This window comes from Ktedonobacter racemifer DSM 44963 (assembly GCF_000178855.1).
Lineage (GTDB): Bacteria > Chloroflexota > Ktedonobacteria > Ktedonobacterales > Ktedonobacteraceae > Ktedonobacter > Ktedonobacter racemifer.
Genome location: NZ_ADVG01000003.1, coordinates 275,005 through 289,367, shown reverse-complemented (window position 1 = coordinate 289,367; position 14,363 = coordinate 275,005). Strand labels below are relative to the sequence as shown.

The window sequence follows — 14,363 nt, the reverse complement described above, 5'->3', positions numbered from 1 at the left end:
TGGTATCAACCAGCTTCAGTTTCGCTGCGTGTTCTATTCCTTTAGTCGTCGCCTGGTCAATCCGGTATCTTTGCCCAACCTTCTTCGTAAGGAGCGACAAAAATAGCGCTGATACGTAGGTGCCGGAATTTCCACACCTCGTCTATACGGATAAAGTTATTGTGATAGTGTCCAGCAACCCACATAGCACGTCCCTGAATCGTGGAGGGGTGCCACAATTTCCATTTCCCAACCGCAGTTTCACCGTTTACCGTTATGCATTCATTTGTCAGATAGTGTATCGCGAATGGAAGCTTTTGCGAAAAGCGCTGCCTGATCGCTTCACGCCCCTCGAAACGACCAAGCGTTTTTTCAAATTGTCCGGTTCCCTCCCAGATCCCATCAGGGGTAAAGAGGTTCGAGATATAATCGCCTTCACCTATATTTCGGTCTCGTACCTCGGTGTAGTCGGCCATGAGCCTCCTGATCATGTTCTCTGACTCCAGCGTTTCCAATCTTTGAAGGATATCTTCGCTCAATGGCATCCTATTCTCCTTCTGGAAAAATTTCCTCATGGCTCATCTACCAGCAAAGTCACGTTATCTGAAAAGGGACAGTACTTTGAGTCCACGTAGTGGATCCGTGTCACCTCTTGACGTGGATGCCTCTACTCAAACGAAAGGAGCACCTTGCCAAGGGGCCGATGGTCTGTATAGTAACGTTGTGCTTCTTCAACTTCTGTAAAGGGAAACACTCTATCGACAAGAGGAGTGATCGCGTCTGTTTGCCAGAGTCGCAGAATTTCTTGCAGCGCATGTGCTCGTTCAGGAAGAGGAGTCAGGATCACATTTAACGAGCGCATGCTTCTTCGTTTCGCCATCAACTCAAAGATGGAGAGTGATATCTGAAAATCGCCTGCGGCATTGCCGATGACGACCAGAGTTTTGCCTATTTTTAATGTTGAAAGAGCCTGAGCAATATATGGGCCTCCCAAAACATCCAGCGCTACATCAGTCCCTTCGCTATTCGTGAGCCGCTTGACGCCCTCCACCAGCGTTTCACGGGAGAGATCGATTACCTCATGGAAGCCTAGCTCTTGTGCCTTGTTTGCTTTCGCGCTGCTACCCGCTGTGGAAATCACCTGCTTTGCCCCATAGGCGCGTGCTATTTGTAGTGCGGCGTTTCCCGTTCCACTTCCAACGGCTGTCGCAAGCACAACCTGCTCTGACGCATCAGTGAAAGAAAACCCTCCAATTTCAAGCGCGAGGTACGCAGATTGGTAGGCAGTACGCAAAGCCGCCGCCTGGCGTACATCCTTCCCTTCAGGAAGAAGTACAACATCCTGAGGAGTCGCGACGACATATTCCTGCCACGTTCCTCCATGCGGAAGATGATAGGCTTCACGAAAGATGACCGGTGTTCCAAGCGGGTAGATCTCCTGTTCGCCAGCTGATGCTACAACAATACCAGAACCTTCATTTCCAAGAATGTGTGATGTCACGCCCATCGGCGGCGGAAAGTTTCGGAATAAACCAGCACGAATATTTATATCGCGCATGTTTATGGCGGTATAAGACATTTTTATGAGGAGCTGCCCTTTTTGTAGTTCAGGCTCAGGTTCATCCACAATAACAAGCGGACCACCATACTCCTCAAAACGAACAATTTTCATTGTGGGGTTTCCTCCTGCTATTTCTTCCTATATGATTTGAATTATTCTGCAACTTTGTACTTACACGCTCTTACTGCTGTAAATACTACTTACAAATATATACCACAATATAACACACATTGTACACTCAGCATGTAGTGCACAATGCAAAACTCGAGGCACTGAGCGGTAAATGGCATTTCATGTCATTTACCGCTCAGTGCCTCGAGTTTGAGCGTTTAATAGGAGCATAATTGCTGCCAGCCTGACCATGCCGCGCTAGATGCCCTCATGAAGAATAAAGAATTCTCCTGTTGCTGCCTGTTCTCCAAACCCCGCAAAGGTAGTGCAGATGCTTATCAGCTCGTCTCGATTAATATCCAGCGTTTCATAGCACCCTAGGATATGTATCTGGTCTTCCTCTAAAAGATGTTCTGATTCAGGAAAGGGCCATTGCCAGGTAAAAGCGCCTTGTAGCCGTAACTTTTCTGGACCGCATGAGAGAAGTTGACTCCACGCGCTCCACACGCGATAAAATACTGAGCCACCCGTCTGATTAATTATGGTTGGACCCCACCAGTTCAGACCATAGCCTGTTGGTAGCCCTGGCTTTGCGGGATTGAGTGTGGGTATCCATTGCAGAGAGTCAAAGAAATAGCGCAAGATATCCTCATGTAAACTTACAGGGGCGTCACACTGAGACGCCAGGTCCTGCCATACTGTATATGTGTATTGATCTTCTCTCAAAAGCCAGAACTTATGTTGCATTCCCATTATCTACCTGCTCTCTTCATGGTACAATAATATCTTGTCAGCCCGCTTCTGCATCAAGCGGTTCTCTATCTACGCATGGACGGCGTGACAGATGCGTCCAGGGGAGGTGCCTATGAAGACCACAATAATATCCCTCATTTTGATGCGAATGCCTCCTGTCACGCCGTACGTTTTTTAGTCCATGCAAGCATGGACCCTACAGGTTGTGTACATACTTCATTGATGAGGCGTGATGGCGAGAGCTTTCGATCCTGTTGAATATACTCTACAACAAGATGGAGAGAGCTATCATGCCTCATATATTAGATACGCTGGCGGATAGGCCAGCTTTTAGTGTTCCTTTCCCCGTAACGCATTCTATCCTCGCGCCGGAGGCCCTGCTTGCCGAGGTGCTATCCCTGTATGGCCTGGATGAGCAGGTCAGTTGCCTCTTCCTGACTCGTGGTGTCAACGATACCTATCTGGTACAGTCAGGCACGACGAAGTATATCTTGCGTGTCTATCGCGCGGGCTGGCGCTCGCTCTCGGATGTGCTGTATGAGATTGATGTTGTGCGCTATCTCGACCAAAGGGGGATTCCAGTCTCCATGCCTGTGCCTCAGAGGGATGGCAGCTTTGTCTGTACGCTCCAGGCACCCGAGGGACTACGGCAGATAGTGTTATTCACGTACGCACCGGGCGTGGAGCTGGACCGGCATGGTGCCAGGGATAGTTATCTGCATGGTCGTATGATGGGAGCTATGCATAACGCCACCAATGAGTTTACAAGCGCCCAGCAACGTGCTTCCCTGGACCTCACGCTCCTCGCTGATCAATCGCTTCAGACGATTCAGCCGCTCTATACTGGTTCTGCCAGTGATTGGGCTTATCTGGAGGAACTGGTGGAGTGCCTGCGAGCGCTGATACAGCAACTTGCGGCACAGGGCTTAGACTGGGGTGTCTGTCATGGGGATAGCCATATACTGAATGAGCATATGGACGAAGACGGTACGATTACCCTCTTTGATTTCGATTGTTGCGCGCCGGGCTGGCGGGCCTATGATCTGGCTGTGGTACGCTGGTGCGAGGGCTTTTATAACATGGACCCCGACGATACACTCTGGCAGTCCTTCCTCAAGGGCTATACCGAAGTTCGTCCACTGGCTGAGGTGGACCTGGCGAGCATTCCCGCGTTTGTCGCGCTCCGCGAGGTCTGGCATACCGCGCTTGTGGCCTCGCTCCAGCCCTCTTCTGGGGCCAGGGGCTTTGAGCGTATGATACAGAGAACCCTGCGTCTCCTGCGCGAGTGGGAGGTGAAGCAGCTTTAGAGGCAGTACTACTGCTCGGCGCTACTGGTGTACGCGCCTACTTTCCGAAGTGAAAGTAGGCGCGTACACCAGTAGCACTTTTTTTAATTTTTCCTCGTCACAGTTTTGCGACAAAGATGTGATTTTCGTGCCATGTCTTTCTTGTACTCTAACAGTGAAGCTTGTTGGGAATGCGTGAACGCTAGTGAAAAGCGCTGGGGCATGAGTGCAACAGGCATGTTACGAGGAGGGAAGATATGGCACTTGATCAACTACGTTACGAACTCCGCTTGGTGGGGCGCTGGGCATTTTTGACGCCATTGCTCATCGTTGTGGGCCTGGCTGTAGTAGGTTTTTTGTTGGCGTTGATGCATGTTCTGCCGCTTAGAATAGCGCAGATCTTCACGGGTGGCCTGGAGATGTTACTGCCTATGGCGGCGGGTGTTATCGTCGCCTCGCTTGTAAGCTACGATCCGGCTGTTGAGTTGCAGTTGACGATGCCACGCAAGTATCGCTTCACGGTCAGTGCGCGCCTGGGCATGGTGATAGGCTGGGTCGGAATTGTCTCACTTGTGGCGAGCACCTTCATCTACCATTGGAAATATTGGCGCATTCCCGTGCAGGTGCGAACCTGGGGTGTTATCCCCCAGGTGCTCGCTGAACAATGTACCTGGCTGGCACCGTTGCTGTGGTTCTCTGCTGTTGGCCTCTGCCTGGCCTTACTCCTACGTAGCCGCATGGCGAGCGGCGCCATCCTGGCCGGTCTCTGGATTATCGAGGCCATCTTCTATGGTTACTTCATCTTTATTGATTGGCTGAAGCCTCTGTTCCTCTTCCCAACCACGCTGGCTCCTACGATTGATTTCTGGTTGCTCAATCGTGGAGAGGTCACGGCTACTGCTTTCATCCTGCTAATTGTTGGCTGGTTTCTTCTACACAATACCGAAGCACTGCTGATGGAGAGCGCGAGCGAAGAATAAGATTGGACAAGAAATTCTATAAGGAGTTATGGTTATGCGCATCGAAATCTCTGCTCTACATAAAGAGTATCGTGGTGGCGTAAAAGCATTACAGAACCTGCATTTGACGATCCCTGGTGGTATGTTTGGCCTGCTAGGACCTAATGGCGCGGGCAAGACAACCTTGATGCGGACCCTGGCTGGCATTCTGCGGCCAACGAGTGGCAGCATTCGTGTTGGCCCTTATGATGGTACAACAGAACGAGGACGCGACGAGATTAAGGGTACCCTGGGCTATCTACCTCAGGACCTGGGGATGTATCCTGACCTTTCAGCCCGTGAGTTTCTGGATTATGTAGCAATCCTGAAAGGAGTGCCTGATCGGCAGGCACGCAGGCAACAGGTGGAGGAGCTATTGGAAATGGTCGCCTTGAGCAATGTCGCGAACCGCAAGCTCAAGACATACTCTGGTGGTATGAAACGCCGCGTAGGCATTGCCCAGGCGCTGGTAAACAATCCAGAGTTTATCATCGTTGACGAGCCAACGGCGGGCCTTGACCCTGAGGAGCGCATCCGTTTTCGCAATTTGCTCTCGGATCTGGGCGGCCAGCGAACGGTGTTGCTTTCGACGCATATTGTTGAGGATATCGCGCAAACCTGCCAGAACCTGGCTGTGATGCGCGCCGGGCGCGTCGTGTTTCAAGGAACGCTCTCCCAGTTGCTTCAGCAAGCTCAGGGACGGGTATGGCAGATGTCGCTACCAACAGGGGAGAGGCCAGACAAGGCACTGACTGTTGTTTCGGCATTGCATAATGGTCCTTTGGTACTCTACCGCATTGTAAGCGAGGAGGCTCCTGCTCCCAACGCGCTTGCAGTGGAACCGAGCTTAGAGGATGGGTATATCTGGCTGATGCGCGAGCAACGCCCTGATGACCTGGTCGCGGGAAGACCTGCGTAGTAGTAAGTTTGTAGCAAAGGATTGAAAATGATGAACCAGCTTGATGTTTTCCTGGGAGCACTACGCTATGAGTTTCGTATGCAGGCGCGTCGGCCTGCCATCTGGATTACCTGCCTGGCGTTGGGATTGATTCTAAGCCAGTTTCACCAGCCATGGGGACGCCCAATCTCTTCATCAGTGGGAGAGGCGATTGTCTACTGGACGATGGAGATGCATTCGATCCTGGCTATCGCGGTCGGCATTTTGCTGGCGGACCGTCTCTCGCGGGATCGGCGCACACGCGTAGACGAACTGCTTACGACGTATCGCTCCCCCTCCTCCATGCGTTTGTTTGGCAAATATATAGGGAGCACGCTGGCAACGTTGCTGCCTGTTATTATTGTCTACAGCGTCGGTGTGGGCTACTTGCTGGGGCGCTGGCAAACACTGGCGGGTCTGCCCATCGCCCTGGTGGCCTTTGCCACCATTGTCCTGCCCGGAATTTTCTTTATAGCATCCTTCTCGCTTGCCTGTCCGGCGCTCATGTGGACGCCACTCTACCAGTTTCTCTTTGTCGGGTACTGGTTCTGGGGCAACCTGCTGCCTGGCTTTGGTATCCCATCGCTTAGTGAGACGCCACTGACGCCAGTTGGAAGCTACATGTGTACCGCTTTCTTTAATGCTGCGAAGCACGAGGGCGTCTGTAATCCAGGTATCGAGGGAGTTACAACCTTGCAGGGCATCGAAAGCATGCTGCTCTTGATCTGTGTCGCGTTCCTGGTTATGCTTTTGTTACCGTTGCTTTTGCGATGGCAACAGGGACGGAGATCATAGAGGCGTATGGCACGACGCGTGCTTTAGCACGCGTCGGTCAATTTTCTGCATCTTGCTATAAGGATCGGGGCGATGACAAGCATATTACTGGTAGAGGATGCGCCAGAATTGGCGCGGGCCATTAAACAGGAGTTGGAGGCGCAGGATTACTGGGTCTTCCATGTAGGCGATGGGAAGAGCGCCCTGTCTATGCACAACAAAGAGCGACCAGACCTGGTTATCCTGGATTGGATGCTCCCCGAACTAGATGGCCTGGAGGTCTTGCGGCGCATGCGGCAGGTGGCACCAACGCCAGTCTTAATGCTGACCGCGCGCAGCGAGGAGATTGACCGTGTGATCGGCCTGGAAGTTGGCGCAGACGACTATTTGACCAAGCCTTTTAGTATGCGTGAGTTGCTTGCACGCGTCCGCGCCATGCTGCGGCGCACTGAGCTGTTGGAGCAGATGTTGCGAGCCGATCGTACGTTAGCGGCGGCCCAGGTCCTGGTATATGAAGGATTGAGTTTGAATCTAGAGATACACCAGGCGATGTTAGAAGGGGTGGAGCTCGATCTCAGTCCGAATGAGTTTGCGCTCCTGCACCTGTTATTGCGTAATCCAGGGCGCGCGTTTCACCGGCCATACTTACTGGATCTTGTCTGGCAGAGCGAGGCTAATGTGACTGAGCGCGCAGTTGATACAACGGTCAAGCGTTTGCGGCAGAAGTTGGGTATGCTGGGAGACTGCATTGAGACCGTCTGGGGCATTGGCTATCGCTGGCGGGCCAGAAAGCAGGGAGCATGAAGTTGATGACATCTCTATGGCGTTCGCAGCGTGCGGCTTTATGGGCAGAACGATACTGGCGAGCGATGCTGGAAATGTTACTTCTGGCCGGGTGTGTCTGGGCGGGACTGGTGGTGCTGACCGTCCTGGTCGCACCTTCCGTATTGCGTTCGCTCTTCCTATTTATAGTGGGGCCATTATGCATGTTCCTCTATGGGCTGCGCTTCCCACTATTCAAGCAGAGACATTGGGGGCGGATGCTGGTCGAAGCCGGGTCAGGAATACTATGGAGCCTTGTCTTTGGCGGGATTACGTGGTCGCTAGACCTACTGCCGGGTGGCGGATTGGCTCCTGCCACGCATTGGAAGTTTACCGCAGAACAGGCGGTAGGCATCGCGAGCGTTTGTAATCTATGCGCCTTTGTCGTTACGCGAGGAGGAATGCGGCTCTGGCTGAACTGGAACCAGTTGCGGAGGAGGCGGCTGCTCTGGGCATTTACGCATGCGCATCTCTCTGGTGCGTTGTTTTTTATCGCCATATTTATAATTGCGGGTATATTATGGGCCTCTATTGTCACAGCCGATCTATCGCTGGTGATTCTGATAGTATTAGGTATGGCCCTGCTCGGCGGTTGCGTTTTACTTCTGATGCTGCCGCTCTCAATTATCATTGCCTACGTCATCGTGCGGCGCACCAAACCTCGTCTTAAAGCCCTGGCAATCGCTACAGGGGCGTTTCGTCAAGGCAACTATGCTATGCGCATCCAGGTGGAGGGCGAAGATGAGGTTGCTCAACTGCAAAGTGACTTCAACGCGATGGCTGAGACGTTGGAGGAGACTATGGACGATTTGCGGCGGGTCGTAGTAGAGCTACAGCAGGAACGTGATACTGTGACAAACCTACTGCAAGAGCGGCGTCAGCTCATGGCAAACGTCTCACATGAGTTGCGTACACCAATAGCAACGTTGCGTAGCTATCTTGAAATCACGCTTGGGCACTGGCAAGAGCAACCCATGCCAGCCTTACAGCGCAACCTCCAGGTCATGGAGGAAGAGATATTGCACCTGCAAACTCAAGTTGATGATCTGTTTACCCTCTCGCGTGAAGAGGTCGAACGACTTACCTTGCGCCAGGAATCCATAGATATTTTCTCCCTGGCGTCGCGTATTGTTGAAGCACGGGCGTCTCTAGTGAGGCAGACAAATCATATTGAGATGATCGTAGAACTTGCGCCCGAATTGCCGTCAGTCATGGGTGACGCCATGCGCCTGGAGCAGGCATTCCATAACCTTATTCATAACGCGTTACGGCACACGCCTCCAGGCGGAATGATCGCGGTCGCAGGTTATCAAGAAAGGGAATGGGTCGTGTTACAGGTAAAGGATACGGGCGAAGGGATTGCTGCTGAAGATATCCCTCATATCTGGGAGCGTTTCTACCAGGCAACGCATACTGGAAGTCATACACGCGGAGGCGCGGGCCTGGGCCTTGCGCTCTGTAAAGAGTGGATTGAGGCGATGGGTGGAGAGATCTCCGTCGAGAGTCGCCTGGGTGAAGGCAGTTGCTTTAGCATGCGCCTGCGCGTTGCCACCCCTGTCGTGGACTAAAAGCGTGGCCTATTAGCCCTTTTGGACAGTTGTTTCCTTCCCCTCCGTACAGTGTGGGTCGCTTGTGCTTCTGGTATGCTATATGCACCGCGAGTGGTTATCATCTAACACTCACTTCTCACATTGTATTGGAGGGCTGGTCAGTATGCGATTTACGCATTTAGAGCTTGCAACACATAAGCTCAAGGAATTGCGTTCCTTTTATATAGATACCTTTCGTCTACCCCTGGTAGAGGAGGATGCGAAGAGCTTTACCTTTGACGCGGGGGCGACACGTGTGACGTTTCGCGTGACGGAGCAGGCGGATAGCGTTTATCATTTCGCCTTTACCATTCCGCGCAATAAGTTTGAGGCTGCTTATGCCTGGATCAGTGCCTTGACAGAGCCAATAACGCAGAATGGTCAGAATCGCTTTCTCTTTGGGTCCTGGAATAACTCTTCGGTCTACTTTTATGATCCTGCCGGCAATAACGTCGAGTTTATTGCGTTACATGATCTGGAGAATGATGCGCCGGGAGCTTTTGAGCCGGCGCGGGACCTGCTACGTGTCAGCGAGATTGGTCTGCCGGTCCATTCTGTGCCAGCCGAGGTTGAGGTGTTGAAGCGCGACTTTGCGCAATCGGCTTTTCGTGGGAGCGAGGGTCCACAATTTGCCGCCATAGGCGACCTGGATGGACGCTTGATCGTGGTGGAGATTGGCCGATCCTGGTATCCAACGGAGGTGGGGGCGGTCGTGGCGCCAGTAACGGTGCGGATGCGGGGGCCACGCCAGGCTCACCAGCAGATAGAGGGCCTGCCCTACGTGCTGGAGCAGGTCTCAGAGTAAGCGTACTGCATTGGGACGAAAGGATTGCCGGGATGCAAGAAGTGTTACAGATGTATGTAAGCGAGAATTTTTGTTATCTCACGACGACGGGGCGTAAGAGCGGCAAGGCGCACACCATCGAGATCTGGTTCGCCCTGGTGGGTTCAACGCTCTACATGCTCTCTGGAGGTCGTGACAAGGCGGACTGGGTCAAGAACATTCAGCGCCAGCCCGAGGTGGAGGTGCGTATCAAGACCACACGTAAGCAGGGGCGAGGGCGGGTAGTGGCTGAGGGCAGCGAGGAGGATGCACGAGCGCGCCAGCTCGTCTTCTCCAAGTATGCCCCCCGCTCCAACGAGGACCTGCGTGACTGGTCGCGCCGCTCCCTGACTGTGGCAGTGGATATAGAGTAAGGAATGAGATGGTAGCCTGGCTGCGCCAGGCTACCATCTCATTCCTTACTCTATACAAGGTCCCAGAGGGTGGGAGTGTGGTGAGCTGGGGTGCCGCGCTTTTCGAGCTGGGAGACGGTGACGCCGAGGAGGCGTACATGGCCCTGGGGACCAACTTGATCAAGGAGGTCTTGAATATGCTGGAGCATGACCTCTTTCGCCTGGAAGGCTTGAGGGAGCGTGGCACGGCGCGTCATGAGCTGGAAGTCGCTCCAGCGGAGTTTGAGGACCACGGTTTTGGCCTGGAGATCGAGTTCGACCAGGCGGCGCTCGACCTTCTCGGCGAGGTCTGTGAGGATGCGTATGACTTCTGCATGCTCTGCCAGGGCGAGATCCTCCGCCAGAGTTGTCTCTTTACCGACCGATTTGCGCACGCGGATGGGTTCGACCGAGCGCTCGTCCTCTCCACGCACATAGCGATAGAACATGCTGCCGCGCTCCTGGAAGAGTTCGCGCAGGCGTTCCTCGCTCAAGCTCTTGAGATCCGCCCCGGTATGGATGCCATGCTCCTGGAAGCGCGAGGCGGTGACGCGCCCTACGCCAAAGAATTTTTGGATGGGGAGGCTTTCAAGGAAGCGTGAGGCCTGCTGGGGTGTGATGACCGTCAGACCATCGGGCTTCTTATAGTCAGAAGCTAATTTGGCAATAAACTTGTTATAGGAGACGCCGGCGGAGGCCGTGAGTTGGGTGTGTTCGTAGATGCGCTGCTTGATCTCGCGTGCGACGTGGGTGGCGGAGGGGATGTTGAATTTGTTGTGAGTCACATCCAGGAAGGCCTCATCGAGTGAGAGAGGCTCGACCAGTTCGGTGTAGTCGTGGAAGATCTGCATGATCTGCGTAGAGACGGCGCGGTAGACCTCGAAGCGTGGCGGGACAAAGATGGCGTGTGGGCAGCGCTTGAAGGCCGTGCGCGAGGGCATCGCGGAGTGGATGCCAAAGCGGCGTGCCTCATATGAGCAGGTCGCGACCACGCCACGGCGATTGGGGTCGCCGCCGACGATGACCGGTTTGCCACGTAGCTCCGGGCGGTCGCGCTGCTCAATGGAGGCGTAGAAGGCGTCCATATCGATATGAATGATCTTACGGCCTGGGTGTGGCATATTATGATTGCATACACCATGCCTGGATAAGGCGTTCAAGGCGCTCCTGGCCGGAGTGGAAGTGCTCAACTGGCAGGCTCTCGTTGGGCTGGTGGGCTTGCTCGATGAGGCCGGGGCCGCAGATGTAAGAATTGATGCCGATAGCCTGGAAGGGACCGCCATCGGTGGCGTAGGGCGCGCCGTGCTCGCTACGCTGCCCCATCACACGGCCCAGGACCTCGATGAAGGGATCATTGGCGGGCGAGTTCAGTGGAGGGACTGAGATGGCATCGCTGACCCAGGCGCCACACTCGGGCGCGGCCTTGCGCATCTCCTGTGAGATCTCACGCTCGATACGCTCGCGCAGAGTCGCGATGACCTGCTCGACGTTATCGCCGGGCGCGACACGCATGCTGGTCGTCAACTCGCAAGTCTCGGCGATCATATTCGCGGCGAGGCCACCCTGGATAACGCCATTATTGAAGGCCGTCGAGGGATTCTCAGGGAAGAGGCGCAGGTTTTCGGCCGTAACCTGCTGCTTTAGCTCAAGCCCGGTCTCCTTGATGATCTGAATGACGTCGCTCATGCGGTTAATGGCGTTCAGGCCACGGTCGGCGGCACTGCTGTGGCCTCCCTGGCCGCGAACGGAGATCTTGAAGGTCGCGTAACCCTTGTGGGCAGGGAAGATCTCAAAGTTCGTCGGCTCGCCGATGAGGGCGGTCCTGGGCAGGGGAAAGCCCTGGAGTATGCTTGGCAACTGCTTGACGAGGCGCTGCGAGCCCTGGCCCGCGACCTCCTCATCATATGTCAGGATAAACATCAGGGGGCGGCGCAGTTTGCTGAGGTCCTGCCGCTTCGCGGCCAGGATGGCCTGGGCGATAAAGACCTTCATATCTGTGACGCCACGGCCATACAACTTCTCGCCGTCCGTAATCAACTCCAGCGGGTCCGACTTCCAGCCGGGCTGGCCCTCGAAGGGAACGACATCGATATGGCCCGAGATAATCAGGCCGCCCTCGACCGCGGGACCAGCCCAGGCGATCACCGAGGCCTTGGTGACGCCCTCGATCTCGTCGCGAGCCACCTTCACCGTCAGGCCGCTCTCCTCAAGATAGCTGGCAAGATACTCGGCGGCCTCTAGATTGCTGAGCGCGCTAACGGTATTAAAGCCGATCAGGCGGCGCGAAAGCTCCCATAGCTCTCCCTGTTGCAGCGATGTCATAATAGTATCGTCTCTCCTCTGCATATTTGTCGCATAATGCTACTTTATCATAGCACGTCAGGGATGGGATAGCGGCTTTATTTATAGTGCGATAAATACAATTTACTTGATGTGTCATAAGTTTCTATCAAAATGCTCTCTTTCACGCTACTTTTTAAACTCTTGCATTAGTGCATGTATGTCGCTAAAAAGTGGTACCATCAGGCTACATTCTAAGCGGCGGGGTCAGAAACTATTTTGAGATAGGTATAATAGCCTTAGGTTTAAGAATGCCCATATTCTGGGGTGCTCTTGTGCGATTGTGAAAAGCTTGCCATTTATTCTTTAAAGATTGAAGAGCACGAGGAATTATAGTTGATCGCCAGGGGAAAGGCATTCGCTCGAAGCACTGTATGATGAGGTTTTACAGATGAACGAACAATTTCGTGGATATCGACTCGTCACCCAACTCGCGAAGAAAACGAAGAGTAGTCTCTATCTAGCCCGACCGATAACGGCACCTACAGAGAAAGTGACCATTAAGATCTTCGATTCTCTGGATTCAGGGATAGATCAAGAGTTTTTTTATAACGAAGTAGATCAATTAATACAACTGCGCCATCCCTTTCTTAATTCTCTTCTCGATGGAGGTATTGAGCATGGCAACCCGTATCTCATCAGTCGTTATGCGCCTAATGGCTCGTTACGTCAGCGCCTCAAGAGTGTCAGACCTCTCACATTGGAGAACTCTTTCCTGATCCTCATGCAGGTAGGACAGGCGCTCGCGTATACACATGGGTGGAACGTGGTACACACACACCTCAAACCAGAAAATGTGCTTTTTAATGCCCAGGATGAGGCTATGCTAGCGGACTTTATCCCGCCAAGCTTGCTCAAAAGTTATTTTTCCCACTCCCAACTTGAGCAAGAGGATAGCCAGTATCAGGCGCCTGAACAAAACAATGGCACTTCCCGTAGAGAGAGCGATCAATATGCCCTGGGATTTATGGCGTATGAACTGCTGACTGGTGAGCCTCCGCATGCGGCCACCACCTTCACCGAAGGCCAGTTTACCCAGATTTATCCTGTCCTACCGTCGCACATTGTTCCTGCATTGCCCCGTTATTTAGATGATGCATTACTTAAAGCCCTGGCAGATGATCCTTTGGAGCGTCACGAGAACGTTGCCGTCTTTATCGAGGCTCTTACCGCAGGTCACGTGAATGTAACAATGAACCCATCTCTAGAGATGCTCCTACCACTTTTAACTGGAGAAAAAGGGGCATCCACACCCGCTTCCCTGCTGACAAGCAAGAACAAGAAGAGTAGCCCTCTTTCACCCAGAGAGAGTATCGCTGTCGCTACGCCGCCCAGGCCGAAGGGCGGCAATGTTCGGCCGGAGGCTCAGGAGCGTGGGACGGACAAACCAGCGCCCCTTATACTCCCTCAGACAAGCAACGCGCCCATAATGGAAGCTCCAGAGAGCACCTTCCAGATTACCCAGAAAGAGCCTTCCCTGGTTCAGACAAAAACGCCGACTCAGCGTAGCAGAAAGGTCGTTCTCATAGGGAGCTTTCTGGCTCTCGCCTGTGTGCTGCTTCTTAGCATCGGCCTGCTGCTTCAATTCTTGTCATCAGGCAAACAGGAACAGAGACCTACCTTCCCCGCGACCGCGCCGTCTATGGCTGCGACAAAGACACAAACACAAGTACCGGTGGCGCAATCAACGATTACACCCTTGCCAACCGCCACGCAGAAAGCGCGAGTGACTCCATCCCCAACGGCCAATGTATTGCCTACGGCGACGGCAACTTCGCCAGGTCCCAGACCAACCCCCACCTCAGGTCCCAAACCAACTCCCACTCCTATATGTCAATGCCTGCTCCTATGTAAGTGCTAAACCTTGATGCTTATTTGCGGGATCCCAAAGACTTTAAAAGGAAAGCATAGATTATGCCTGGCCCCTACTTCTGGGGGAGGATTTCATAGTTTTGCTGGCGAGTGGTCGAAAGGGGATGGCAGGTGCTGAAATTGGAG

At 53.5% G+C, this 14,363-nt stretch carries 14 protein-coding genes; 9 read left to right on the top strand and 5 right to left on the bottom strand.

The annotated features are described in order from the left end of the window. Positions 1 to 56: 56 nt before the first annotated feature. The 3 genes from KRAC_RS30310 to KRAC_RS30300 all read right to left on the bottom strand — a co-directional run bounded on the left by KRAC_RS30310 (position 57) and on the right by KRAC_RS30300 (position 2,404). Complete coding sequence (locus KRAC_RS30310; protein ID WP_007913958.1) at positions 57 to 524, bottom strand: nuclear transport factor 2 family protein; 468 nt, start codon at positions 522 to 524, stop codon at positions 57 to 59. 122 nt (positions 525 to 646) lie between these two features. After that, complete coding sequence (locus KRAC_RS30305) at positions 647 to 1,651, bottom strand: quinone oxidoreductase family protein (RefSeq protein WP_007913956.1); 1,005 nt, start codon at positions 1,649 to 1,651, stop codon at positions 647 to 649. Positions 1,652 to 1,909: 258 nt separating this feature from the next. After that, the gene (locus tag KRAC_RS30300; protein WP_007913954.1) at positions 1,910 to 2,404 is read right to left on the bottom strand and encodes a hypothetical protein; all 495 of its coding nucleotides are present in this window, start codon (positions 2,402 to 2,404) and stop codon (positions 1,910 to 1,912) included. Positions 2,405 to 2,694: 290 nt separating this feature from the next. Here KRAC_RS30300 and KRAC_RS30295 point away from each other — a divergent pair, with 290 nt between their 5' ends. From KRAC_RS30295 to KRAC_RS30260, 8 genes are all read left to right on the top strand, one after another. Beyond that, positions 2,695 to 3,711, top strand: a complete 1,017-nt coding sequence (locus KRAC_RS30295) for a phosphotransferase enzyme family protein (protein WP_007913952.1) — start codon at positions 2,695 to 2,697, stop codon at positions 3,709 to 3,711. A 236-nt stretch (positions 3,712 to 3,947) separates the two neighbouring features. Continuing rightward, positions 3,948 to 4,670 (top strand): hypothetical protein, encoded by a 723-nt coding sequence (locus KRAC_RS30290; RefSeq protein ID WP_007913951.1) that lies wholly within the window; start codon positions 3,948 to 3,950, stop codon positions 4,668 to 4,670. 34 nt (positions 4,671 to 4,704) lie between these two features. Continuing rightward, entirely contained in the window at positions 4,705 to 5,607 is a 903-nt protein-coding gene (locus KRAC_RS30285) for an ABC transporter ATP-binding protein (RefSeq protein ID WP_007913950.1), read from the top strand. Positions 5,608 to 5,634: 27 nt separating this feature from the next. Continuing rightward, positions 5,635 to 6,420: a hypothetical protein gene (locus tag KRAC_RS30280; RefSeq protein ID WP_007913949.1), complete on the top strand. Its 786-nt coding sequence runs from the start codon at positions 5,635 to 5,637 to the stop codon at positions 6,418 to 6,420. 72 nt (positions 6,421 to 6,492) lie between these two features. Continuing rightward, positions 6,493 to 7,203: a response regulator gene (locus KRAC_RS30275; RefSeq protein WP_007913947.1), complete on the top strand. Its 711-nt coding sequence runs from the start codon at positions 6,493 to 6,495 to the stop codon at positions 7,201 to 7,203. Then, on the top strand, positions 7,200 to 8,789 hold the full coding sequence (locus tag KRAC_RS62825; RefSeq protein ID WP_052568711.1) for a sensor histidine kinase: 1,590 nt from the start codon (positions 7,200 to 7,202) through the stop codon (positions 8,787 to 8,789). The genes KRAC_RS30275 and KRAC_RS62825 overlap by 4 nt, the downstream gene beginning before the upstream one ends. Before the next feature lie 145 nt (positions 8,790 to 8,934). Continuing rightward, entirely contained in the window at positions 8,935 to 9,615 is a 681-nt protein-coding gene (locus KRAC_RS62820) for a VOC family protein (protein ID WP_007913943.1), read from the top strand. A gap of 32 nt (positions 9,616 to 9,647) precedes the next feature. Beyond that, entirely contained in the window at positions 9,648 to 10,007 is a 360-nt protein-coding gene (locus KRAC_RS30260; protein WP_007913941.1) for a nitroreductase family deazaflavin-dependent oxidoreductase, read from the top strand. 50 nt (positions 10,008 to 10,057) lie between these two features. Here KRAC_RS30260 and dinB read toward each other — a convergent pair whose 3' ends face one another. Together dinB and argE are read right to left on the bottom strand one after the other, a co-directional pair. Further along, the gene (gene dinB / locus KRAC_RS30255) at positions 10,058 to 11,146 is read right to left on the bottom strand and encodes a DNA polymerase IV (protein ID WP_007913939.1); all 1,089 of its coding nucleotides are present in this window, start codon (positions 11,144 to 11,146) and stop codon (positions 10,058 to 10,060) included. 1 nt (position 11,147) lies between these two features. Next, positions 11,148 to 12,347 carry an acetylornithine deacetylase gene (argE, locus tag KRAC_RS30250; RefSeq protein WP_007913937.1) on the bottom strand — a complete coding sequence of 400 codons (1,200 nt, stop codon included), beginning with the start codon at positions 12,345 to 12,347 and terminating at the stop codon, positions 11,148 to 11,150. A 409-nt stretch (positions 12,348 to 12,756) separates the two neighbouring features. Between argE and KRAC_RS30245 the strand changes: the two genes are divergently transcribed. Further along, a complete protein-coding gene (locus KRAC_RS30245) occupies positions 12,757 to 14,226 on the top strand; it encodes a serine/threonine protein kinase (RefSeq protein ID WP_007913933.1) in 1,470 nt (489 codons plus the stop codon). Positions 14,227 to 14,363 lie beyond the last annotated feature (137 nt).

Coding starts and splice junctions, on each gene's coding strand:
- KRAC_RS30310 (WP_007913958.1), bottom strand. CDS start 524: ATGCCATTGAGCGAAGATATCCTTCAAAGATTGGAAACGCTGGAGTCA.
- KRAC_RS30305 (WP_007913956.1), bottom strand. CDS start 1,651: ATGAAAATTGTTCGTTTTGAGGAGTATGGTGGTCCGCTTGTTATTGTG.
- KRAC_RS30300 (WP_007913954.1), bottom strand. CDS start 2,404: ATGGGAATGCAACATAAGTTCTGGCTTTTGAGAGAAGATCAATACACA.
- KRAC_RS30295 (WP_007913952.1), top strand. CDS start 2,695: ATGCCTCATATATTAGATACGCTGGCGGATAGGCCAGCTTTTAGTGTT.
- KRAC_RS30290 (WP_007913951.1), top strand. CDS start 3,948: ATGGCACTTGATCAACTACGTTACGAACTCCGCTTGGTGGGGCGCTGG.
- KRAC_RS30285 (WP_007913950.1), top strand. CDS start 4,705: ATGCGCATCGAAATCTCTGCTCTACATAAAGAGTATCGTGGTGGCGTA.
- KRAC_RS30280 (WP_007913949.1), top strand. CDS start 5,635: ATGATGAACCAGCTTGATGTTTTCCTGGGAGCACTACGCTATGAGTTT.
- KRAC_RS30275 (WP_007913947.1), top strand. CDS start 6,493: ATGACAAGCATATTACTGGTAGAGGATGCGCCAGAATTGGCGCGGGCC.
- KRAC_RS62825 (WP_052568711.1), top strand. CDS start 7,200: ATGAAGTTGATGACATCTCTATGGCGTTCGCAGCGTGCGGCTTTATGG.
- KRAC_RS62820 (WP_007913943.1), top strand. CDS start 8,935: ATGCGATTTACGCATTTAGAGCTTGCAACACATAAGCTCAAGGAATTG.
- KRAC_RS30260 (WP_007913941.1), top strand. CDS start 9,648: ATGCAAGAAGTGTTACAGATGTATGTAAGCGAGAATTTTTGTTATCTC.
- dinB (WP_007913939.1), bottom strand. CDS start 11,146: ATGCCACACCCAGGCCGTAAGATCATTCATATCGATATGGACGCCTTC.
- argE (WP_007913937.1), bottom strand. CDS start 12,347: ATGACATCGCTGCAACAGGGAGAGCTATGGGAGCTTTCGCGCCGCCTG.
- KRAC_RS30245 (WP_007913933.1), top strand. CDS start 12,757: ATGAACGAACAATTTCGTGGATATCGACTCGTCACCCAACTCGCGAAG.